The 24,959-nt window shown below is 37.8% G+C and carries 18 protein-coding genes; 9 read left to right on the forward strand and 9 right to left on the reverse strand.

Going from position 1 to position 24,959, the window contains the following annotated elements:
* The first annotated feature begins 198 nt into the window (after positions 1–198).
* Positions 199–990 (forward strand): RNA polymerase sigma factor SigF, encoded by a 792-nt coding sequence (locus ANA7108_RS0109085; RefSeq protein ID WP_026104070.1) that lies wholly within the window; start codon positions 199–201, stop codon positions 988–990.
* Positions 991–1,285: 295 nt separating this feature from the next.
* Here ANA7108_RS0109085 and bchD read toward each other — a convergent pair whose 3' ends face one another.
* Positions 1,286–3,310, reverse strand: coding sequence for a magnesium chelatase ATPase subunit D (bchD, locus tag ANA7108_RS0109090; RefSeq protein WP_026104071.1), 2,025 nt, complete (start codon positions 3,308–3,310; stop codon positions 1,286–1,288).
* 90 nt (positions 3,311–3,400) lie between these two features.
* Between bchD and ANA7108_RS0109095 the strand changes: the two genes are divergently transcribed.
* The gene (locus tag ANA7108_RS0109095; RefSeq protein ID WP_016950471.1) at positions 3,401–3,982 is read left to right on the forward strand and encodes a Uma2 family endonuclease; all 582 of its coding nucleotides are present in this window, start codon (positions 3,401–3,403) and stop codon (positions 3,980–3,982) included.
* A gap of 282 nt (positions 3,983–4,264) precedes the next feature.
* On the opposite strand, the gene ANA7108_RS0109100 is transcribed toward ANA7108_RS0109095, so the two are convergent.
* Complete coding sequence (locus ANA7108_RS0109100) at positions 4,265–5,176, reverse strand: restriction endonuclease (protein WP_016950472.1); 912 nt, start codon at positions 5,174–5,176, stop codon at positions 4,265–4,267.
* A 336-nt stretch (positions 5,177–5,512) separates the two neighbouring features.
* Here ANA7108_RS0109100 and rnc point away from each other — a divergent pair, with 336 nt between their 5' ends.
* Positions 5,513–6,190, forward strand: a complete 678-nt coding sequence (rnc, locus tag ANA7108_RS0109105; protein ID WP_026104072.1) for a ribonuclease III — start codon at positions 5,513–5,515, stop codon at positions 6,188–6,190.
* A 52-nt stretch (positions 6,191–6,242) separates the two neighbouring features.
* On the opposite strand, the gene ANA7108_RS0109110 is transcribed toward rnc, so the two are convergent.
* Positions 6,243–8,165 (reverse strand): GTPase family protein, encoded by a 1,923-nt coding sequence (locus tag ANA7108_RS0109110; RefSeq protein WP_026104073.1) that lies wholly within the window; start codon positions 8,163–8,165, stop codon positions 6,243–6,245.
* A gap of 136 nt (positions 8,166–8,301) precedes the next feature.
* On the opposite strand from ANA7108_RS0109110, the gene ANA7108_RS0109115 reads away from it, so the two are divergent.
* The 4 genes from ANA7108_RS0109115 to ANA7108_RS0109130 all read left to right on the forward strand — a co-directional run bounded on the left by ANA7108_RS0109115 (position 8,302) and on the right by ANA7108_RS0109130 (position 11,291).
* Positions 8,302–8,796, forward strand: coding sequence for a deaminase domain-containing protein (locus ANA7108_RS0109115; protein WP_016950475.1), 495 nt, complete (start codon positions 8,302–8,304; stop codon positions 8,794–8,796).
* A 55-nt stretch (positions 8,797–8,851) separates the two neighbouring features.
* Positions 8,852–9,727 carry a hypothetical protein gene (locus ANA7108_RS27110; RefSeq protein ID WP_016950476.1) on the forward strand — a complete coding sequence of 292 codons (876 nt, stop codon included), beginning with the start codon at positions 8,852–8,854 and terminating at the stop codon, positions 9,725–9,727.
* Positions 9,728–9,749: 22 nt separating this feature from the next.
* Entirely contained in the window at positions 9,750–10,157 is a 408-nt protein-coding gene (locus ANA7108_RS0109125; RefSeq protein ID WP_016950477.1) for a hypothetical protein, read from the forward strand.
* A gap of 153 nt (positions 10,158–10,310) precedes the next feature.
* Positions 10,311–11,291, forward strand: a complete 981-nt coding sequence (locus ANA7108_RS0109130; protein WP_016950478.1) for an aldo/keto reductase — start codon at positions 10,311–10,313, stop codon at positions 11,289–11,291.
* 145 nt (positions 11,292–11,436) lie between these two features.
* Here ANA7108_RS0109130 and ANA7108_RS0109135 read toward each other — a convergent pair whose 3' ends face one another.
* The 4 genes from ANA7108_RS0109135 to ANA7108_RS0109155 all read right to left on the reverse strand — a co-directional run bounded on the left by ANA7108_RS0109135 (position 11,437) and on the right by ANA7108_RS0109155 (position 18,806).
* On the reverse strand, positions 11,437–12,345 hold the full coding sequence (locus tag ANA7108_RS0109135; protein WP_016950479.1) for a TauD/TfdA family dioxygenase: 909 nt from the start codon (positions 12,343–12,345) through the stop codon (positions 11,437–11,439).
* Positions 12,346–12,853: 508 nt separating this feature from the next.
* Positions 12,854–13,936 (reverse strand): photosystem II q(b) protein, encoded by a 1,083-nt coding sequence (gene psbA, locus ANA7108_RS0109145; RefSeq protein ID WP_016950481.1) that lies wholly within the window; start codon positions 13,934–13,936, stop codon positions 12,854–12,856.
* Positions 13,937–14,168: 232 nt separating this feature from the next.
* A complete protein-coding gene (locus tag ANA7108_RS0109150; RefSeq protein WP_016950482.1) occupies positions 14,169–15,668 on the reverse strand; it encodes an MBOAT family protein in 1,500 nt (499 codons plus the stop codon).
* Between the two features lie 138 nt (positions 15,669–15,806).
* A complete protein-coding gene (locus ANA7108_RS0109155) occupies positions 15,807–18,806 on the reverse strand; it encodes a DUF1574 family protein (RefSeq protein ID WP_016950483.1) in 3,000 nt (999 codons plus the stop codon).
* A gap of 216 nt (positions 18,807–19,022) precedes the next feature.
* Between ANA7108_RS0109155 and ANA7108_RS0109160 the strand changes: the two genes are divergently transcribed.
* Both ANA7108_RS0109160 and ppc read left to right on the forward strand, forming a co-directional pair.
* Positions 19,023–19,241, forward strand: coding sequence for a hypothetical protein (locus tag ANA7108_RS0109160; protein ID WP_016950484.1), 219 nt, complete (start codon positions 19,023–19,025; stop codon positions 19,239–19,241).
* A gap of 115 nt (positions 19,242–19,356) precedes the next feature.
* Positions 19,357–22,413, forward strand: coding sequence for a phosphoenolpyruvate carboxylase (gene ppc / locus ANA7108_RS0109165; protein ID WP_016950485.1), 3,057 nt, complete (start codon positions 19,357–19,359; stop codon positions 22,411–22,413).
* 236 nt (positions 22,414–22,649) lie between these two features.
* Here ppc and ANA7108_RS0109170 read toward each other — a convergent pair whose 3' ends face one another.
* Positions 22,650–23,792 (reverse strand): IS4 family transposase, encoded by a 1,143-nt coding sequence (locus ANA7108_RS0109170; protein WP_026103995.1) that lies wholly within the window; start codon positions 23,790–23,792, stop codon positions 22,650–22,652.
* A gap of 66 nt (positions 23,793–23,858) precedes the next feature.
* Positions 23,859–24,716, reverse strand: a complete 858-nt coding sequence (locus tag ANA7108_RS27115; RefSeq protein ID WP_237741504.1) for a hypothetical protein — start codon at positions 24,714–24,716, stop codon at positions 23,859–23,861.
* Positions 24,717–24,959: the final 243 nt, after the last annotated feature.

Raw genomic sequence — 24,959 nt, forward strand, 5'->3', positions numbered from 1 at the left:
CTCTACAAAAGTTCCTGAGAACAGATTAAAAGTAGATTTTTCTAAGTAATATTATGTAGAGATGCGATGATATTGAGATCAAGTTCAGTAAAACAACGATGGTTTATTATGTCTTGAATAAGGAAAATAATGACAGTTTTAAATCAAGTATACGCAACTCCATTCTTCGGAAAAAGGGGTTACTACAAAGGAGTTGATATGGCAGCAAGTGAGTCCTCTGTGCAGTATGATGGTATGGAGTTATTACACTTATACCACCAACATCCTTCTATTAAACTACGTAACCAACTTGTAGGAATACATCAGGGTTTAGTGAGGAAGATGGCTTATAAATTTAGACATCAGTGTAATGAGCCGTATGAAGATTTAGAACAAATTGGTTATTTTGGTTTAATTAGGGCTATTGAGCGCTTTAATCCCAGTCAAGGATATGCGTTTAGTTCTTTTGCCATACCTTATATTCGCGGTGAAATGCTACATTTTTTGCGCGATCGCTCTACACTATTAAAAATTCCCCGTCGTTGGCAAGAACTTGACAATGAAGGGCAAAAAATTCGTAAAGAGTTGACGATATCTTTAGGCCGTCCTCCCAAAGAGATTGAAATTGCTAATAAACTTCATATTTCTTTGCAAGAGTGGCAAGAATGCAAGTTGGCGGCTCAAAATCGGATGCCTTTGAGTTTGGACGCTACTTATGTTAATTATATGGATTATCAATTGACTTTGGGTGATATACTTCCCTGTTCCCGTACGGCTTTACTTCAACAACAAGAAGAAGAAAGACAATTACTACAGGGGGCTATGAGTTTGTTAGAAGATAACTCCCGCATAGCAGTTGAGTTGGTATTTGTAAAGGAACTTACCCGCAAGGATGCTGGTAAAAAAATCGGTGCTAGTCCTATCACCGTAAGTCGGTATCTGCATAAGGGAATACAAGATTTAATTGGCTATTTACACCCACAATCTGAGTCAGGAGTGATGAGTGCTTAGTTATTCATCCCATCAATCTTTGTCTGATAGCGTAGCCTGGCGTAATCCATATCAGGATTTATTGACTGGATTTAAGGATAAACAGGATGAATACAGGAATTTTATCCTCAATTACCAATTACTTTTTTAAACAAATTCCGTACCCAAAAACCCCTGATGGGTTAGGGTTTAGCATTGCTAAACCCCTACATGAATCAAATCGGAGGCTATAGATAACTAATAACTTGAGTTAGTTCGCAAAAGTATCATCCCATCCAATATTTCCCATATAAAATCCGGTAAATCCTAATTCAGACTATCTACTAGATTTCATATCTGCGATCGCTCCCCTGGTCATAGCTGCGATCGCTTTATCAGTCGCTTTGGGTAAGTGATAATATTTACCTCCGGCTGATTTTGCTAATTCCTTGGCAAAGCCAGTTGATACAAACTTACTCTCCGTATCAATTACCAATAATTGCATCCCTGAAGCCCGAATTCTGCCAGCAATATCTAATAATTCGGCTTTGATATCTGGTTTTTCACCTGGTTCTATGGGTTCACCTAAAGAACGAGCTAAAGGAATATTACCACGTCCATCCGTAATTGCCACAATCACAACTTGACCGATGTCCCCACCCATTTGGGCATTTACACCCACACGCACCGCTTGAGTTAAACCATGTGCGAGAGGAGAACCACCACCACAAGGTAATCTTTCTAAGCGATTTTTGGCTAAAGCAATGGAACGGGTAGGAGGTAATAAAACCTCTGCTTGTTCACCCCGGAAGGGTATCAAAGATACTTGGTCACGATTTTGATAGGCTTCTGTTAAAAGTTGCATTACCGCACCCTTAGCAGATTGCATTCTATTTAAAGCCATTGAACCAGAAGCATCCACAACAAATACCACCAAAGCGCCGGCTTTTCGCACCAACCGCTTAGAACGGATATCTCCCTGTTCGACAATGACTTTTTTATCTGGTTGTCTAGCCCGGCGTGATTTTTGATACGGGGCTGCGGCTCGCAATGTGGCATCTACGGCTATGCGGCGGGCTTTACCTTTGGGAATCATCGGCTTAATGTACCTTCCCCTATCGTCTGAGAAGATAATACTGCGACTTCCAGATTTACCTTGCCGTTGTGCCATTTGGGTAAAATAAAGCACTTCTGGATCAAGGATTACCCCTTCTGGATCAAAAATAAATTCTTCGGGAATGTCGGGTGGTTCTTGTTGTTCTTGGTCTTCTTCTTTCTCTTCTTCCTGTTCTTCCTCTTGTTCTTCTTCTGATTCCGACTCGTCTTGATTTTCTGGTGGTGGTGGGGGAGGTGGAGGTGGTTGGTCTGGGGGTGGTGTCTGAACTATAGTTGTTCTGGGAACTATCACCAATTCCACAGCGCGACGTAAATCTTCAGCGGTGACTGTGTTGCGTCCTTCCAAAGCTGCTGCGGCTTTAGCTACTCGTACCGCAAATAGTTCTGCGCGATGTCCTTCTACACCCCCGCGAATGGCTTCATTGACAAGGTAGGTAATTTGTTCTGGGGTAATGGTGACTTCTTTTAACCATTCCCGTGCTAAAAGTATCTGAGTTTTGAGTGAGTCTATGTCTTCGCTGTATTGTTGCAGAAATTCTGAAGGAGACTTGGAATATGCGATCGCTTGTTCAACTGCCTGTACTCTTTGATCTATACCCAGAACTCCGTCTGCTGATAGTGCGATCGCAATTCTATCAAGTAAATGTTCTCTTAAGGCTCCTTCTTCTGGGTTATAAGTCGCAATAAACAACGGCTTACAAGGATGTTGAAAACTTATCCCTTCCCGTTCAATTTGGTTACGTCCGTCGGATAATACTGATAAAAGTTGATTACTAATTTGGTCATCTAATAAATTGATTTCATCCACATACAGCACACCTCTGTTAGCTGTAGCTAGTAATCCCGGTTGAAAAATCGTATCACCTTGTTTAACCGATTGTTCCACATCCACAGAACCTAAAAGCCGATCTTCCGTAATTCCCAGAGGAATTTGCAAAAAAGGTGCAGGGATAATTTCCGTTTCTATCTCCTGTCTTTGTTCAGCTAAGAGTTTATCATCCCATTCTTCTGGATGGTTGGGGTCACAGTTGCTAACGGAATCTTTAACAACTTCAATTGGTGGTAATAAAGCGTGTATAGCACGCGCCATCACAGATTTAGCCGTACCACGACGACCTGCAATTACCACACCCCCCAAAACGGGATCTACTGCTGTCAACAGCAAGGCTATCTTAATTGCTTCTTGACCGACTACAGCAGTCAGCGGAAAAGCAGTCATTGTCGGGGTAATAGTAGGCGCAGGCATTGTTTCCTTAATAGTTATTATAGTTTTAGGATAGCAATTTCTGGCACATTTAGAATATATATAACGGCAATTCCTGAAGGAGCAACATATATGACTAAGATTCAGGTTAAACGCTTCACCATAGAAGAATATCACCAATTGACCGAAATCGGCTTTTTAAAAGAAGATGATCACATTCAATTAATTAATGGAGAATTAATAGAAATGGTATCAAAAGGTAGAGCGCATGAAACTTGTTTACGTAATTTATTGCGAGAACTTCCTAAAGTGATAGGAGATATAGCAACTTTACAATCTCAAGCCCCTATTAGCATACCACCCAAAAGCGAACCAGAACCAGATTTTGCAATCATCAAAAATCGTGATGATAATTATTTCTCGTCACATCCACAAGGGACTGATATCTTGTTAGTCATAGAAGTTGCAGATTCTTCCATAGATTATGACCAAAAGGTGAAAATACCACTTTATGCAAAGGCAGGAATTACAGATTATTGGATATTTAATTTATTAGATAATTGCTTAGAATATTACAGTGAGCCATATCAAAATAAACAAGATCAATTTGGATATGCAAATAAACGCATCGTTTTACCTAATCAGATTATATCTCTACCTTGTTTTCCTGATTTGCAGCTTGATTTGAGTAAAGTATTTCCACTAAATTATTAGATTCTATAAACTCTATATCTGCGACTTTTTTAAACAGTCGGTAATCTTCTTATTTATTAATAAATTAGGAATCCTTTAAGCATACCAAGTAGGTTATGAAAACCTTGTAGGTTGGGTTAGATGTGGTAATTAAATTATAACGCTCACAGATAAATCACCAAACCGCATCCGCATCTTAACCAAATATCCACTATAAGATATGTGTTTACTGATATATTATTAACAGGTTCATCCGTGCCACTTCCAAAAATAATTTTTATATATCATATATACATTGCTATATTACTCATCTGTAAAATAGTCGGAGTCTATCTTTTTGATTTCATAAATGGATACAGTTGATACACCAACATTATTATCAATCATTAATTGAGCTAATTCTTGTCCATCTATCAATACAATCTTACTATCTATTATCGATACATAGTCTTTAGCATCTTGGGAAAATTTAGAAGTAGTAATAAAAACTCCTTTTCTGGCACGTTGTCCATGTAAAGCACCGACAAATTTTTGAATTTCTGGTCTACCGACAACTGTATTATCCCAGCGTTTAGCTTGAATATAAACAATATCTAAACCTAATTTATCTTCTTTAATTATGCCATCAATTCCACAATCACCACTTTTACCAATAGCTCTTCCAGCATCGCGTCTTGAGCCACCATAACCCATTTTTAATAGTAAATCTACTACGAGACGTTCAAAAAAATCAGCAGAACAGCCTTTTACACGGTTAAGTAAATCAAGTTCTAGTTCTTTCTTAATTTTTTGATATCCAAATTCCAGAGATTCTTGAGGAGTATTTCCGGCAATTTCTTCAGCATCTAATTCAGATTTATCATTATCTTTTTTTGTTGTTCTAAATTGAATAAATTCAGGAAATTGATTGAGAAATTTGATATTTATTACTGTTGTATTTTTATCTAATACTTCCATCCCTCTATCAGTAATTTTAAAAAATCCTCTTTTGGGATCTTCTAATAAACCTGCTTTTTTTAAATGAGTTTTTGACCAACCTACCCGATTATCAAAAATTGCTTGTTGTCCACTAGGTAAGAGTTCTTTCCTTTCTTCATTACTTAAGTTAAACACATCAGCTAAATATGAAATTGCTTCCCTTAAAGAATGTTCTTTTCCATCACTTGCATACTTGAGTAAAGGAAGCATTACTAATTGAAAATCAGGAATTGCCATTTTTTTACTGCTGTCAAAAAATAAAGATGCTACTTGATACTTAATATCAACAATACATCATTCAATAAGTATTGACAACTACTTTAAACCTATGACATTATATAAATAAACAAAACAGAATTTGGTTTAAGTCTTAGTGGTGGTAATTTAGTATAACAACAATATTCCTACTTCTAAAACTGTAAACAAGACAAGCAAATTGATAACTTGGTAATGGAGAGTCATAAGAAAATAGCGTTTTCAGCTATTAATATCCATTACTAATGATGGTTAATTTACTTTTACTATCCAGTCAAAAATAAAAAAAATAGATACGCAATAATGACAAATGACACAATAGACAAACTTCTCACATTTCAAAATGAAAAACTTCTCCGTCAAGCCCTCACTCACCGTTCTTATGTCAACGAACACCCTGAAGAAGGGGAACACAACGAACGTCTAGAATTCCTCGGTGATGCTATCCTCAATTTCTTAAGCGGTGAATATCTCTATAAAAGTCACCCAGACAAAGGAGAAGATGAATTAACTCGTCGTCGTTCCGCATTAGTAGATGAAAAACAATTAGCAAAATTTGCGATTGAAGTAGGTTTAGACTTCAGAATGCGTCTAGGACAAGGTGCAATTCGAGATGGAGGATTTCAAAATCCAAATTTACTCAGTAGCACATTTGAAGCAGTGATTGGTGCTTACTATCTAGATAATAAGTGCAATATTGAAGCAGTTCGAGATATTGTAAAACTACTTTTTTCGTCTGTACCGGAGAATATTGTTATATCTCGTTCAAATGTAGACTCAAAAAATCGCTTTCAGGAATGGGTACAAAGCAGCGGTAATACAAATCCACCTAAATATGTCACAAATCAAATAGGTGGACAGTCTCATACACCAGTGTTTGAATCTGATGTATTTGAAGTAGTTAATGGATTAGAAATATGGCGTGGAAGAGGACAAGGACGTAATAAAAAAGATGCAGAAAAAGCTGCTGCTGAAGATGCACTAGCTAAATTGTAAAAAATGGTTATTAATTTAATTTAAAAATTAATACTCTCTGTGAAGTACCTAATCAAGCTCTAATTTGAGTATATTGAAGATAATAATCAAATCGTTCCCGCAGTTCTTCAATTGTCAAATTCTGAGTCCAATATTCTATTAAAGCGTGACCAAATGCTTCGGCGTTGCGGTCTGGTGTGTCTGGTGTGGTAGAATTTTCTAGTAATAAAGGCCAGAGAGATAGTAAATCAAAATTGCGTGATTGGGAATTATCAGGATTGAAAAGGGGAAAAAGTTCATAAGCCATTTGTAATTTACCAATGACTATAGGTAATTGTTCGACAGGAATTTTTTCTGCAAGAAGATAAGCAAGAGTGGGAGAACCTGTTGATAGAGTAGAAATAAATTGCAAAACAGGACTTTTAAGAAGTGCGGTAATTCCTTGAGTGGTTGCCATTTGAAAGGTATAATGATCGATAATTTTAGCTGCTGCAACTGTGCGGATTTCCAGATTACGTAAAAAGCGGGTGAGACGTAATTGTTTTGCGGGAGATATAGCTTCTACTAATCCCCAAGATAACACTTCTACACCCCAAGCATGACGACCAGTTTTGATATCACTAGTGACAATTGGTAATACTAAATTACAGAAATTTGCTAAAAGTTGTTTTCGATATTCTGTCGCTTCTCGAATAGAAATTTCTTTGGGTTTATTTCCCATTTCCCAATTATAAGGAGGTTCCCATTCACGAATAGGACGCAAACGATCTACTTGAGTAACAATAGTAATGATGGGTAAATCTGCGATTTCTGATTTGATATCTTCTAAAAAGTCTACATCCATCTGCAACGCTGGATCAAGTGCGGGAGTAACTAATAACAACAAATCAGCATTTTTGGCATAATCAATGACTAAATCCCGCAAATCATCACGTTTGACTTGTTCATAACCGGGAGTATCCCAAAGATTGAGAGTTTCTCCGCTTTCCGTTTCCCAATGATAATTCTGAATTTTATCTGTACTCGGTAACACATCAACTGCTGCAAGTTCATTTTGAAAAATAGTATTAATTAAACTACTTTTACCTGCACCTGTGCGTCCGATAATGAGAATATTAAGGGGTTTTTGCTCAACTGTTTCTGGAGGTTCAGCTTGCGTGATAATGTCTCGCAGGGTTTGGGTTTTACCTTGGGGTAGGGTGGGGGTAGGTAATTCAATTTTAGTACCTGCATAGAGTGCGATCGCTTGTTTGCACAAATTCCGTAAAGCCGCTTCTCGTAATAACTGGCTCAAATTTATCAATAATTCTTGAGAAGCGCGATTACTAACACCTGCACTCGCTTTTTTTGCTACTGCTGCAACAGGATTTAATACCCATTGCGCCCAATTCCAAGCTTGCCAGAATTTACGAGCAGATGGCTCTAACTTACGGTAGACTTGGTATGTTTGATAAGCTTGTCCAACGGTAACTTGATTAAGGACTGGTGATAATTTTTGCATCCATTGATCCATATCGTTTACAGTTCCACGAATTAAACCATAAACTTGGGGAATGTAAATGTTGAGTAAGGGATATTTTACTTCGGGATTATAGATATGGGAAATTGCTACTACTAAATCTTGACATCTTTTCCAAAATGTTTGCCAGTCTTCCCAAATAGGGGAATCATTTTGTGCTGCGGTAAGAACTTTTTGTAATTCTGCTTCTACTTGAATAGCGGTATCTCTTCCCGTTGACACATTTATATTATTGTCGTTGCTAGATTCCAATTCTTCCTGCACTTCTGCAAACACAGCTTCGATTTGATTGACAGCTGGTTTAGTCCAGTGTACCAGCAACCAACGCCAACCGACAAATACAAGAGTGAATAATGCCCAAATCCAACTTAGTCCCCAAGTGTGAATTTGCATTCCTGCGGAGATGAGTAGGAAGGAGACAATTACCACAATTGGTGAGATGAGGATGATCCATTGCCAGAGTTTTAAACGTATCATTTTTCAATACCTGTTTTGATGAAAGTTTTTATATCTTTATTGTCAAGGCAATACTGGTATTGTGGATGGTGGATTGATGCTTTACCATTCATGTTACCAGGGAAATAACATCCTATACAGATGTTAATATCATTACATGACAAATACGCAAGATAATTTTAACTATAACGATGAAAATCTGATCAAGGATAGGTTAAAGAACTCAGCAACTTACATTCGAGATAATATTCTCAAGAAACCCATTCTTGAGCAAAAATTCCCTAAAAGTAATGTGGCAGTCGCTGAAGTACAAATAGGTGATGTAATTTTTTGTTTAGGAACTCCGTCTAACAAGAAAACGCTACTTCCCATACCTATCGCAAAGTCAGAAGGAGGACAATTTGAGCCAAAACCGCACCCCCGCACCCAACAGTCCACTAATGTTGATGCGGAATACAAAATATTATCCGCAATTGCAAAACATCTAGAAATGAACTACAATCTGGAAGTAGAAGGGTATCTATATCTTTATACAGAGCTACACCCTTGCCCAAGTTGTGAAGATGTTATAGAGCAATTCAAGGATAAGTTTAGGAAGATAAAGGTAAAAGTATTTTGGGACTACCCCGATGCACCAAAAGTAAAATGGTAATACTGTTATAAAAATAACTCTAGTTAATTAAATAATCCAGAAAAAGTAGACTTATATGATAATACAATCAATTCAAAATAGAAAATATAAACAGAAAATACTAAATACAATTCCTGAAGAATTTCAATTGTTATTTGAGCAAATTAAGCAGGAACATTATGAAGAGTTATATGAACCAGAAGCTGATGGAACGGATTCACTCCAGGATGCCTTAAAAAAAGGTTTAGAATTGATTCTTCACAGTAATGAAAAATTGGCTTATTGTCGTTCTCTCTGGATGACACTGATCTTAATTCTATCTGTAGAACCTACTCTAGAATATTATGATCCTAATAATTTATTGCCAAAACAGGTTATCAATTTCATCTCATCTGTCTTGATCAAGAATATTAATAATAAAATTAATACTAAGATGATTGATAATTATGTACTTGATGAGTTAATAACTGAGATATTTAAATCTCATGAATCTTATTTTCAGCATAAAGAAGCGAATTTTCAAGAAATAAATGAAGCCTTAGATGTTTTTTATAATGCGATTAAAGTTATCAAACATGACCAATCAGTAGAAGCTATTTTAGAAATTTTATATGATTGCTTAGAAGGCTATGCCATTTTTCCAGGTTCTTATGGCAGACGTGAGTTGTTTGACTGGTGGTTATTAGATGTTGTACCAGCAAGCTATAATTTATTACCTCCTAAATCATTTTATGTAGTAGAAGGAGTAAAGAATAAGGAAGAAATTAGATTGCGTCAAACTAGATTAGTGAATAAAATAAGCAAAGAAATCAGGTCTGCTCTACAAGAGTTAGAATCAAAGAAACACAATAATTACATCTTTCCCACTCCTGGAAAACTAAGTAGTAGATCATTTAAAAATAGTGGTAAAATAGAATATCAATCAAAAATTCCTCAACCAGCGTATTCTTGATAGGGAATTAATAATAATTCGTATGAGTGAAAAAAAAGACAATAACCAAGACTTAATAGGTGCATTGGTGCAATCTCTCCAAAATGGTAACTTTGAAGAAGACGAAGAAGAAATTGCGACAGAAAAAGAAAGTTATGGAGAAGAACACATAACTCAACTACAAACAGCTTGCAATAATTTCCTCAAAAAAGATTCTTTTCAAGTAGGACAATTAGTGAAATGGAAAACAGACCTCAAGAATAGAAAATATCCTTATAAAAATCAGCCTGCTATTGTTGTAGAAATACTGGATGAGCATATTATTAGTCATGACGAAGAATCTGGTAGTCCCTATTTTCGAGAAAATCTCGATATCATTTTAGGAATATTGGTTGATGATGATACTTTTCTAACTTTTTACTATGATAGTAGAAGATTTGAGGCTTACTAAATTAAACTGAGATACAAGATAAAATCTTCATCATCATCTCACTTAGTTTGATCTGAATCCTAACTATTAGTGCGATGGCTACGCCCGCCGCAGGCATCGCTCACCCCAACTATACTAAACTGCTAATATATGCACTTTTTATAGCCAGTAACAATGCAAACTAATGAAAAAATCTCCCTTCCTGCTATGGGTTGCGGGACTTGGGCATGGGGAAACCAACTCCTCTGGGGATACAATGAAAGTATGGACGACCAATTACAACAGGTATTTAACCTGTGTGTGAGTAAGGGTGTCACCCTGTTTGATACTGGTGATTCTTACGGAACGGGAAGATTAAACGGACGTAGTGAGTTACTTTTAGGGCGTTTTGCAAGAGAATACGACGGAATAAATAAAGACAATATTTGCATTGCCACTAAGCTTGCTGCTTATCCTTGGAGATGGACAAGAAAATCAATTATATCAGCTTGTAATGCTTCTGCAAAACGTTTGGGTAAAAATGTCGATTTAGTGCAAATGCATTGGTCTACAGCTAATTATGCACCTTGGCAAGAAGTTGGTTTATTAGATGGTTTAGCAGATTTGTATGAACAAGGTTTGGTGAAAGGTGTAGGATTATCTAATTATGGTACAAAACGACTGCAATGGGTGCATAAAAGGTTTCAGGAACGAGGAATACCAATTAAAACTTTGCAGGTGCAATATTCACTTTTATCTACCTATCCAGTGACTGAATTAGGGTTAAAAGAAGTTTGTGATGAGTTGGGAATTAAATTAATTGCTTATAGTCCCTTAGCGTTGGGTTTATTAACAGGTAAATTTTCCGAAAAAGGTAATTTTCCTAAAGGGATTCGCGGTTTGTTGTGTAAACAATTATTACCAGGAATGAAACCGCTTTTAGGATGTTTGCAAGAAATAGCAAATACTAGAAATAAAACTATGTCTCAAGTTGCTCTTAATTGGTGTATTAGTAAAGGTACAATTCCCATTCCTGGGGCTAAAAGTGTAGAACAAGCAAAAGAGAATATTGGTGCTTTGGGTTGGTTTTTGAGTGATGGTGAAGTGATAGAGTTAGATAATGCTGCTGATAGGGTGGAGAAAAAAATGGTGCAGAATATTTTTCAGACCAAGTGAAAACGCGTATTTTTTTAGAGAAAGTGCTTACCGAAAGTAAGCACTTTTTCTATGGGCTTGTAATGATTATTCTTCTCTAAAAAACATTACCTTTTGAGTTTTTTTGGGTTGAGTTTTTTTGGGTAATTTATAATTTGGAAGTCCCTTAAGCGGCTACTAAACTGGAGATATATGCAGAAGAATCACCTTTAATAGCTTCGCTGTGTTTACCGTCAATACCAACAGGAAGATCACCTGCAATTGTTACTCGCTGCACACGACAGGGTTGATCTCCATAATCAGCAACAGTATAATGTTGAGTAGCGCAGTTATCCCAAAATGCCACATCTCCAACTTGCCAACGCCAACGCACAGTATTTTCAGGACGGGTTACATGGGATTGCAACAAAAGCAGAATATAGGCTGATTTCGTTGGAGATAATCCGCGAAGCTGTCGCACAAAACCACCGATAAACAAACCGCGCTCACCAGTTTCAGGGTGAAGTCTTACCACTGGATGCAAAGTTTCATATACAGTTGACGTGAAGACATCTCGGTAAGATTTGACAGTTTCAAATATGTCAAATGCTGTTGCATATTCATAAGCGTTACTGTGTACAGCCCAAAGTTGGTTAGCTAAATTACGCAAATGCTCTGGTAAATCTTGGTAAGCAGTCGCAGTGTTTGCCCAAATTGTATCCCCTCCTGCTGAAGGAATTTCTAGCACCCTCAATACCGAACCAAAAGGTGGACGATCTACAAATGTGACATCCGTATGCCAGTTATTTGCAAGGGCAACTGTACGGCTGTAATCTAAATCCAACACTTCTGGATGTCCAGGTAGAGAAGGAACTGTAGGATGTGCAGTAGTGATTTCACCAAAACGACGAGCAAAAGCTACTTGTCCGTTGGTATCAAGTTCTTGTCCACGGAAGAAAATGACTTTATATTCAACCAGCGCTTTGCGGATTTCATTGATGATGTCGTCACCAAGATTCGCACTTAGGTCAACACCTTGAATTTTTGCACCGATACGTCCAGCCACTGGCTCGATTTCTATGTTTTGATAACTCATAAAACGGTAATTGGTAATTGGAGATATCTAATCCCTAGTTGTTAGCGACCAATACTTGCTCAATATCCTTTGTTTCCTTGAAAGCTTTGTTGTGATTGCTAAAAAAAGCCAAACCTGCATATATACAGGCATCACCAGTATCAGCTATCAATACAATACTATGCCTAAAATTCAATCTACTAATCATCTATCGAGTTTTTGGAGATTATCTAGCATAATCTCACAATACCAGTTAAAAAACAAGTACCTAGCGAAAAATATACTTCTATAAATTTATTATTTACTAATAATTAGATAACCTAAATATAAAAACAACGAAGTGAAGCACTTTTTTTTCTCATGCTAATAACTACTCAAGAAAATACTGGGAATACTTACCTCAATCATCTTCAGTATGTAATTTTTCTTTTTAAGAAACTATGGCTGTGATACTCGAACTCCTTATAAAAAAAACAAAAATACCCCCCATTTCTGGAGGGTATTCTTCAGCTATCTGAATCTTTCAGAATTAACCGTTGATTGCAGGTGCGGTTAGAGCTACAGGAGCAACATCACCAGCAGCCAAATCTAGAGGGAAGTTGTGAGCGTTACGCTCGTGCATTACTTCCATACCCAAGTTAGCGCGGTTGATTACGTCAGCCCATGTACCAATCACACGACCTTGAGAATCAATGATTGATTGGTTGAAGTTGAATCCGTTCAAGTTGAAAGCCATTGTGCTGACACCTAAAGCGGTGAACCAGATTCCCACTACTGGCCATGCAGCCAAGAAGAAGTGAAGTGAACGGCTGTTGTTGAAGGAAGCGTATTGGAAAATCAAGCGACCGAAGTAACCGTGTGCTGCAACGATGTTGTAGGTTTCTTCTTCTTGACCGAACTTGTAACCGTAGTTTTGTGATTCGGTTTCGGTTGTTTCACGAACCAAGGAAGATGTAACCAAAGAACCGTGCATTGCAGAGAACAAGGAACCACCGAATACACCAGCTACTCCCAACATATGGAAGGGGTGCATTAAGATGTTGTGTTCAGCTTGGAACACGATCATGAAGTTGAAGGTTCCAGAGATACCCAAAGGCATACCATCGGAGAATGAACCTTGACCGATTGGGTAGATCAAGAATACTGCGGTTGCTGCTGCTACAGGAGCGGAGAATGCAACACAGATCCAAGGACGCATACCTAAGCGGTAAGAAAGTTCCCATTCACGACCGAGGTAGCAAGCTACGCCGATTAAGAAGTGGAATACTACCAATTGGTAAGGACCACCGTTATACAACCACTCATCTAAGGAAGCTGCTTCCCAGATTGGGTAGAAGTGTAAACCGATTGCGTTAGAGGAAGGAACAACTGCACCAGAGATGATGTTGTTTCCGTACATTAAGGAACCTGCAACTGGCTCACGGATACCGTCGATGTCAACGGGAGGCGCAGCGATGAAGGCGATGATGAAGCAGGTGGTAGCAGCTAACAGGGTGGGGATCATCAAGACTCCAAACCAACCGATGTAGATGCGGTTTTCGGTGCTGGTGATCCACTCGCAAAAGCGATCCCAGACGTTAGCGGTTGAACGCTGTTGTAAGGTTGTGGTCATGTGTTTATAATTGCGGTAATTTCTTACACTTTTTATGTGAACGAATTTGTATTTGCTCACACCAATAAACTTAACATGAATTTACGTTTTTCTCATATAGACTTTTTTAATTATTTTTGAAATGAGATAATAATTACTTATGCTTAGATTTCTAGTGTGTCGGTTGATGCAAAGAATTCCAGTTTTGACAAAACTGTTGTTAACACTCTTGAATTCTCAATAGTTGTATGATTTAAAAATCAAAGTATATGTAAGGCAAGCCACCTTTAGGAGCTAGTAAACCAACTGCGTAAAAGCATAAAGGTACTAAGACAAGTTTAATAGGCCAACTCAAATCTAATTTCAGCCCACGATTAAATACGTAAGATATGTTCATTAGCAGGCATAAAGCTATAAGTAAATAAGAGATTTGATATGGACTGATATTCAGAACTTCCAGATAGACTTTTTGAGCAAATTGTTCATCAGCGGTATGACCCCAAAGATGTTGAAAGACAAAAGTAGAGTCTTGGAGGTTAGGAAGACGGAACCAAATCCAAGAGGTAAAAACCATCATTTGTGTTAGAAACCAAGCAAAAATTATACCTAGAGGATTTTTCCAAAGGATTGCTAGAATTTTTAAGCGATCGCTCATGGCATCTGTGAGACGATGAACTCCTAAAGCTATGCCATGAAAAGCGCCCCAAACCACAAAACCCCAAGCCGAACCGTGCCAGATGCCTGCAACTAGCATCACAATTAATAAATTACCGCAGGTGCGAATCAACCCACGACGGGAACCCCCCAAAGGAAAGTAAAGATAATTCCGCAACCAATCCCCCAAAGTTATATGCCAGCGTCTCCAAAAATCGGCAATACTTGTACTGAAGTAGGGAAAGTTAAAATTTTCAGGTAGTACTAAACCGAAAAGCAAGGCACTACCACGGGCAATATCTACATAACCGTTAAAATCTAAATACAGCTGTAATCCGTAAGCAAAGGTAGCTAACCATAAATCATTGCTACCTGCCCTTTGTAAGTTACCAAAACATAAATCAACAAAAATTCCGAGATTGTCGGCAAAAATGCCTTTTTTTACTGCACCCCTTGCAATTAACCATAAACCGTCTGCCACTTTCTCAACACTAATAAATCTATCCGTATTGATTTGAATTGATAAATTATGGTAACGAGTAATTGGACCAGAAATTAGCTTAAAAAACAACAATTTATAGGCAGCAAATCTCAGAAATTTTTCAGCAGCTGGCGCACCACGATAGACATCTATTAAATAAGAAATACATTCAAATGTAAAAAAAGAAATCCCCAGAGGTGCAATAAATTTAAAGGCTGTATCGGGTGAATTTATGGACAAATTAAATAGTATTTGCAGTAAAATAGGCAGATACTTGAAGCCCAATAAAATTGACACATTTAAAAATATACCCAACCATAAAATCTTGAGCCGATGCTGATTCCAGTCAGCTTGAGAAAATCGCCATTCTTCATTAGAAATTTGCCAATTTTGAGAATGTTTACCTGGTGATGTATTTTTACCAATTTCTATCCCCAGCCGAAAGTTAATAAAAGTAAGTACTAATAGTAATGGTAAGTACTGAATTTGCCATGATGCATAAAATACAATACTAGCTATTAACAACGTCCATAATCGTATCTTTTGTTCAGATACATTCCAGTAAATTCCCAGAACACTCAGCAAAAAAATCCCGTAAAAAATTGATATAAACTTCATTTTTTAGTCATTGGTAGAGACATAAGTAGTCGTGCCAAATAAATTGCACATTTCGGTAAAGCAACAGGGAACAGAACAAGATTACAGGGATTTCTATTTTTTGGCAAAATGTATAATTAATTTTGCTGAGGTACTTATCTACTTCATAATCCAGGGAATCATGGGATCAATTGCCAGCTTTTGTGATACTTCATATGCTCCATAGCGGTTTAGGTGACTAGGATCTGAAAAGTAATCATTTGCCTTTAGCCAAATTTTGCTGAAATCTCGGTATATAAAATTGGTGTTAGTGGTAGATACATTTAACATATACTGTTGAAATTCTTGCTCATATTTTAGCCGCATTGGGTCTAAATATTCTGCTGTGAGCGGCATATTCACAAATACTAGAGAGATTTGATGATTTTTTGTAAATTCTAATACAGATTGTAAAGCCGTATCTTGCTTACCTGTTAGTAAAAAAGATTTATAGTCATTATCGTAATTTCCTGTTACTCTAGGGTGTTTTTGATAGTATGTAGCTGGATTAAATCGCATTGATAATGGCAAAAATCCATCAAAATCGACTGATTGTGTAGAGTTATCTGCTTCAACAGAATCAGGCATCAGTTTAATATTTGATGTTATTTGTTGATTGCTAAAAGGTAAATGATTAAGTTGTTTTTGCAATAAGCTTTTAATTTGTTCACGGTTTCTATAGCTAAAAGACAGCCCAAATAAAGACTTATTTAACCACTCATCGGCAGCTTGATAACTGTTAACTTCTGGTTTTATATCTTCTTGTGTGACATTTATTTCTGGCTTAATCAGTTTATTACTACTAATTCTGGTTGCAGCTTTCTCTAATACGTATGTATAGCCTTGTGATGCAGCAATAGAATTAAAAGTGATATCTTCTCTACCACTGTTAAAAGCCCTAGCACCATCTGCCCAAAGAATTAATTTAGGTAATTCCGAAGGTTCTAAAACTTTGTGAATGATGAAATCTACAACTTGTGCTGTTGCACCATTAATACCAAAATTAAATACGCCAATGTTGGGATAACCATGAGTTCCTAAAGCTTTAGAAAGGGCTACGGGATCAATTCCTCTAAGAGCGCGAGAAGAACCAATAATTAATACATCTGGAGGATGTCCAGTTGTTAACAACCTTTGTTTATACAGAGCTAATTGCTCATCTAATTGCCGAGCATTAAAACTTGGTATTGGAGATCGGGCTGCTAAAAGAATAGCCGTAGAGTTGGCTTTTTCTTTCAATGGTGCTGCTGCCAATGTTTCTGTTGGATCATCATTTTGGGTGAATCCAGAAGCATTAAATGTAGAATTCCCAAATTGAGCAGATTTTGTGTTTTCAGTGTTGGTAAAAAATCCAGTTTTCTGACGCTGATTTTTCCCTGATTTCAAAGATAACTGTGACGACGATGTAACACCAGCAAGCTTAGAAGAATTTGATCCAATCCGAGTAGTAACTTCACCCAACATCCAATCACTTTGAACTGCAAGAATAAATCCTAAGGCTATCCAAATTATGAACCCCCGAATGCCTTGTTCATCAGGGTGATGTTCGATTGACTGGGTTGCTTCCGTAAATAATTGAGTTCCCACCAGCAACTTTTTCAGTTTGTTGTTAGCAGTTTCTACCCAATCCTGTGCTACTTCATTCACAAAACTTTTAACTTCCTGGCTTGTTAAATCAGGACGCAAAATTGGCTCATTAGTTTCACTAGTCAGCAAATCACTTACATATTCAGCAGTGGCCGCAAATTCTGGTGTAGCTTCAGGTACTAATCGTTGACGATTGCCAAAATCAACCCCATGATTCCAAACAGGTTCTTTATCGCCAGCCCGACGACCATAAACACGTACACCAACAATACCGACAATGTTGAGTTGGCGAATAAATTGAGTAACCTTAGTGGCTACTTGTTGCCGTGTTGGGCAGATTGGCGCATCACACATTATGTGTAATAAATCACTTTTATGAAGTAACAGCACGCGGATACCGCCTGTTTTTAACCGCCAATCTATGTCAGGATTGAGTAAGCGTTCTAGTGAAAAAATAATCGCTGGTTCATCACCAGAAATACTTAAATCCAGTGTGGATGTTGCCAAAGCGGGATGCTTGGCTGCTGGTAAAGACAACCAATCTATCCACGAAGGTTGCTTTTCGCCTGTTTTTTGACCATATATGGCAGCTGCGAGAATACCTTGGGGTGCGATCGCTTCTAGCTGAGATAAAATTACCTGTAAGCAGATTTCCCGATCTGGGGCTGGGGCGGTTCCTAAAGGATCAAAAGCTGGGTTGCAAAATATATGTAAGGTGAATTCTTTCAGAGAAGCTTGGATAGAAATTTTGAATTCTGACAACACATCAGTTAACAGTCTAGAGATCGCTTGTAAATCTCCCCAACGCGCCCACTCTTTCAACATCATCGCTGGGGGCGTTAAATCCACTCTTAACCGCCAATCAGCGTCAGTTTCTCCTTTGACTTGAGAAACGATAACGGCATCTTCATAGCCAGACAGTTTAAGATTCCGCAACCTCTGGGCTATTGGTTCGGCTAACAAGGAAGCATCAGGGCTATAACTGGACTGACAAAATATCCAAAGGCGATTACCTGGAATCTGGGCTTCAGCGTGAGACTGATGTGGCTTAATTTTTACTTGTACTGCTACACCCAAAGTACTCAAATTTTCGCTGAGATAGCGAGCAATTGCATCTGGGTTGCCTTGACGAGCTAAACTCTCATTTGAGACAATGAGCGCTCCGCTGACTTGTCTCGATTTTGCTGCATCTGCTAACAGTTCTTGATGTACTTGCTCCAGATGGCGTTCTAATTGATTTAAGTACACCCGATGACACCATTCAGGATGATGCACCCCTTTTTTCCGACCATAGACCAATACTTGGTATATTGGGGATTGTTCTTCACTTGTGAGGCTATCTAAGTCTGTTTGCTGTAGTGCTTGGAGCAAGTCAGATAGAGTATGCCAACGTTGCGGACAGTCTGTACCTTCGCAAAGTATATGGAGGTCATTTCCTAGCAACCGGACTTTCACCCCGAAAGTGCTGATGCCTGTTGCTTGGCTTACCCATTGCACTAAGGTTTGCTGGCGATTAAGTAATACTGTTTTCATGGGAAGTTAACTTTAACAGGAAGCGAGTATTGGGGGATTTTGCCTGTACTTGTAAACTAGAAACATAGATTTATCACATTTTGCAGTTTTTTTTTAACAATTTTGTTACCTTTGTAGCTGGCAAAATGGGCAAAGATAGTCTTATAAGGTTACACGTCCTACAAAGATTGAGCTTTGCGTCTATTTTACTCATCTGTCAATCACCAAAAATTAGCAATGTCATCTGTAACCCAAAATACCTCATCCAATTCTGGACTAGATTTGATTTTTTTTACCATTCCCCAATCTTGTCTTCTCCAATTAAGCACAGTCCCTTTACTCATGCTACTCATAGCGGATAAAGCCAGTAGTAAAGCACTAGCATCTGTAGGGGAAGCTAGTGAAGAAGTGTTTCGGGGCGATCGCCTCCCCAACCTCACTTTCCCAGATGAATAGGAATTGAACCAATAATAACTATATATAAGCATTTATTGGCTCCAGTTATTCCTATGCAGCCGCAGCAAAAAAACTAGAATTGTAAACATTAATTGGCTTTACGAGAGCGAAGAATATGGGTTCCCTTTTATACTCTTCATCGCAAACAGCGAATGTCTACCCTATGTCGGAATTATTCTTGCGTCATCGTCTACAGGTAGTAGAGGAATTGTGGGAGTCTGTTCTTCGACAAGAATGCGGCCAAAAAATGGTGGACTTATTAAGGCAGTTGCGCGATTTATGTTCACCAGAAGGACAAGCTACACATGACCAAGCCGCTTCAGCAGTAGAATTAATTGAACAACTGAATATCAACGAAGCAATTCGTGCAGCTCGCGCCTTTGCTCTATATTTCCAGTTAATTAACATCATTGAGCAGGAATACGAACAAAAGCAACAACTAACCCGCTATTCTGATACAGAAACAACTGATCAGGAATATCTAGCGAACATAATTTATTCAACTAACCAAAGAGAAGACGACTTACCTGTCACCAAAGCATTAGGCGCAGATTCAGGAACACAAAGTTGGATAGATAACACGCAAATCAGCCAAAAAGGGACATTTTCTGCCTTATTTCCCCTTTTATTCAAACTGAATGTACCACCGCAGCAAATTCAACGTCTGATTTCCCAGTTGGATATCCGCTTAGTGTTTACTGCACACCCGACAGAAATTGTCCGTCATACTATCCGAGATAAACAGCGACAGGTAGTAGATCTGTTACAAAAATTAGATGAATTAGAAAATCGCTCTGGTGGCTATCCTTGGGAAGCTGCGGAAGTTAAAGAACGATTACTAGAAGAAATTCGTCTTTGGTGGCGTACAGACGAGCTTCACCAATTTAAACCTACAGTCCTTGATGAAGTAGATTATGCCTTGCACTACTTCCAAGAAGTCTTATTTGACGGTATTCCGCAACTATATAAACGCCTCAAATACTCCCTAGCCCAAACATTTCCTTGGTTAGAACCACCAAGTAGAAATTTCTGCTCCTTTGGTTCTTGGGTAGGCTCAGACAGAGATGGAAATCCATCGGTGACACCAGAAGTGACTTGGAAAACCGCTTGCTATCAGCGGAAAATGGTGTTGGAAAGATATATCAAATCAGTGAAACAACTGATTGAATTATTGAGTGTGTCCATGCACTGGAGTGATGTTCTCCCTGATTTGCTGGAATCTCTGGAGTTAGATCAATCTACATTAAGTGATGTATATGATGCTCTAGCACTGCGTTATCGCCAAGAACCCTATCGCCTGAAACTGGCTTATGTGCTAAGAAGACTGGAAAATACACGCGATCGCAATCTGGCTCTATATAATCGGGAGGTTCCACAAAATGAAAATGCCTCCATGTACCGTTCGGGAGCAGATTTCTTAGCAGAACTGCGGCTGATTCAAAGAAATTTGACAGAAACTGGTTTAGGCTGTCGAGAACTAGAAAACCTGATCTGTCAAGTGGAAATTTTTGACTTTAATCTCACCCAGCTAGATATTCGCCAAGAATCATCTCGTCATTCCGATGCACTGAATGAGATTCTCGAATACTTACAGGTTTTACCCCAACCATATAACGAACTATCAGAGTCAAAAAGGGTAGCTTGGTTAACTGGGGAACTGCAAACCCGACGGCCGTTAATTCCCAGCGAATTGCCATTTTCTGAAAAAACCAACGATGTTATTGAAACTTTCCGCATCTTGCGATCGCTACAACAAGAATTTGGCATCAGTATCTGCCAAACTTACATTATCAGTATGTGCCGGGAAGTTAGCGATGTTTTGGAAGTTTTAATCTTAGCCAAAGAAGCCAGATTGTTTGATCCCGCCATTGCTGTAGGTTCAATTCGAGTCGTACCTTTATTTGAGACAGTAGAAGACTTACAACGCTCAAGAAGCGTCATGCGTCAACTATTTGAACTCCCCCTATATCGCGCCCTATTAGCAGGGGGCTATGAAGCGATTAATTCAGAAATAGCTGAACAAACTTCCCAACCCCCCAATTCCCCATCATCTTCTATCCTCAACCCCAACTTACAAGAAGTGATGCTGGGCTATTCTGATAGCAACAAAGATTCTGGTTTTTTAAGCAGCAACTGGGAAATTCATAAAGCCCAAAAATCACTTCAGAAAATCGCCGAAGAGTATGGCGTTAACCTGCGTATTTTTCACGGACGCGGTGGTTCCGTGGGAAGAGGTGGTGGCCCTGCTTATGAAGCGATTTTGGCTCAACCAGGTCATAGTATTAATGGCAGAATCAAAATTACTGAACAAGGGGAAGTTTTAGCTTCTAAATATTCCTTAGTGGATTTGGCATTGTACCATGTCGAAACTATTACTACTGCGGTAGTGCAAGCTAGTTTACTGCGGACTGGGTTTGATGATATTCAACCCTGGAATGAAATCATGGAAGAGTTATCAGTGCGATCGCGCCAACATTATCGCGCCCTGATTTACGAACAACCTGATTTTATCGATTTTTTCCACCAAGTCACTCCCATTGAAGAAATTAGCCAACTACAAATTAGTTCCCGTCCAGCCCGAAGACCATCTGGGAAAAAAGATTTAAGCAGCTTACGCGCCATACCTTGGGTCTTTAGTTGGACACAAACCCGAATTTTGTTACCTTCTTGGTATGGAATAGGTACAGCTTTACAAGAATTTTTAGACGCGGAACCGGAAGAACACCTCAAATTACTGCGCTACTTTTATATGAAGTGGCCATTCTTCAAAATGGTAATTTCTAAAGCCGAAATGACCTTAGCTAAAGTAGACATTGAAATGGCACGTCATTACGTCGATGAATTATCTAACCCTGAAGATAAATCCCGGTTTGATCAAGTATTTGAGCAAATCGCTAGTGAATTCTATCTAACTAGGAATTTAGTCTTGAATATTACCGGACACAAACGACTTTTAGACGGTGATCCCATCTTGCAGCGTTCTGTACAGTTACGGAATGGGACAATTGTACCTTTAGGATTTATCCAAGTTTCTTTACTCAAGCGTCTACGTCAATACAAAAACACTAGCACCTCTGGAGTAATTCACTCTCGTTACAGCAAAGGTGAATTACTGCGAGGTGCATTGTTAACTATTAACGGTATTGCCGCAGGTATGAGAAATACAGGTTGATGGGTAATTGGTAAGCTCGTAGGGTGCGTTAGCGACAGCGTAACGCACCGATTAAATATCAATAAAGATGGTGCAAGTCTGAAAATAAGGTTAATTTATAGCAGTCGCCATAAAGTTTAAATGGTTGCTGTGATTTTGTTATCAGTCGTTCTAGAGAACAGTTAACAATTAATGCTCCTGTACTAATTATTGTAGAAGCTAAAAATGAAAATATTCTGAAGGGGGGACAAAATCAACTAAAAGACTGACTGTATAAGGTTCATAGCTCTTAGACCTTGTTGATAATACTTGCGCTTATTAGGATTAAGTCTCATTAATTGGGCTACTAAAGGTTGACAATTATCCATAAAACTGATCCAAGTATAACCATATAGACCAATATAAAAACTGCTATGTCGTCTGGTACTACGGCTGTTTTCTTTAACTCTTCCGACATATTCTTGTACTCCCTTGCGTTTAATTTGTTGTCCCTGAATTGTGGCTGATGTGTAGGCAATAGCTATTAATAAAATTAGTGAAATCAACCGTTCTCCCGTGACTTTCGTATCTTCTAAATTATAACCTCCTGTTTTAAAATCTCTAAACATTTCCTCAATATCAAAGCGTTGTTTATAAGCTGTAATAGCTGCTCCTAACTCTGGTAAATCTGTGAGAATAAACCATCCTTCTTTTGGTGCTATACCCTGGAGTTTCCTTTTCCATTTACAGGCTAAATTAAAATATCCAAAACCTCTAAGTTTCGTAACTTTAACTCCCGGCAAAAATAACGATAATCCCGGTGCTAATCCCAAATCTTTCAACTCTAACCAAATATCTGATTCTTTTTTGACAAATTCATTCTTTCTTAACCTTAAACAAAAGCTTAAACCTTGCTGCTTCAACCAGTTCGCTAATTTGACAGAACAGAATTCTCTATCTCCTAATACACATATTTTATATTTTTTTACTATCGCTAAAATCTCGGTCAACGCTTCTGTTTGTTGTTTGAGATTGCTATTTCCTTTTTGCTTCAATAATTCAAAATATATCGGTATTGCTCGTTTCTCCCACACCATGCTGATCATTAATAAATTTATACATGACCATTTAGTCCGGTCTATTACTAGATATATTGTTTCTTTCTCTTGAAGGTATGTCTCTAACCAGACTTCAATTATGGGTAACCATATCTTCTTTATTGTTAATTTTGGCAATGATAAAAATCTTTGTATTTTTCTGCGTCTACTTTCAAATTTTATGGGTATTGGTAAGGCATTCGCTAAACTTTCTAGACTTACCTGTTTAATTGACTGTAAAATCTGAAGCAGGATTTTTAACAATAGGTATTCTGCTAGACTTAATTGACTTCTGAGATGGTTTTGATAGAATGTTGGTATCATTTTCATTAGATAGGTCTTATTGACAATACTTGACCTATCTTTTTTTACCATAAATCGTCACATTCTTTACATTGCCTTGCTTTCAGCCTTGTTTGTCTCCCCTTCAGATATGCTTATTAAGTCATATCCAGATTGAATATATTGCAATACTTTATTAATTGAATCTATAGCATTATTTAACAATCCTAGTCTATAAAATGCACGTCCAAGAGCTTCACATTTTTCCCATTGATTATCTCTTTCTTTAATTATTATCTCAGCAGCTTTATCAAAATTTTTAATATTTAAATAATGATAATAAGCCTCAAAAGCAGTTAAAGCATCTTTTAGGGTTTCAACACTTTTAACACTTTTAGTCCAAAATTCTCCTGCTTGGGTATTTGCTTTTTCCCAATCTTCACTATTTCTCAATCTTTCTATTGCTTCTTTCCTAATTACAGTATGTAACCAATATTCATCATTATTGAATTCAACTAAAGCCCGCTCTTTCAAAACTTTAATAATTCTTTTATGCTGATTTTCATCTACATTCCAAAGTAAACTACATAAACCTTTTTCTGGTACAGTTTGCACATCTTGATAACGATAACATCCCATCCGACACAGCAAATTATAAGCATCAATATTAATATGAGCTAATCGTTCAAATTGTTCTTTAATTAAATTAGCTACCGCAGTTTCAACTTCTAAATTATCCTCAGTTTTATTATTCTGCCAATAAGCAACAACATCTCCCTGCGAATCATTATAAATTGTATTACATAATACCTTCATGGCTAAGGCATTACCACCATAAGCCTTATGAATTTCCTTTTTTAATATGGGAGTAAATACAGAAATATCCATATTAATTCCTTGATAATGCCAATACTCACGCCATGCTTCCACCGTTAAACAAGGCAGACTATACGGAGTAATATCCAAACCTTCACAAAGAGGCTCACGACTGGTAATTAAGGTAAGCGATTTAACTCTAGAATCGGTTAAAACTCGCAATAATTCTACATAACTGCGATGCTGTTCAATAAACTTTCCAGAAGGATCTAAAGCAGGTTCAATGATGGAAGTTATGGAGGGACTACACCACCCCCTCCTGTAGGCTTAAAAACCTATTTTATTGATAATTTTGCTCTAAACACCAATAACAACTTTCCAAAATTTGATACT

The organism is Anabaena sp. PCC 7108 (assembly GCF_000332135.1).
Lineage (GTDB): Bacteria > Cyanobacteriota > Cyanobacteriia > Cyanobacteriales > Nostocaceae > Anabaena.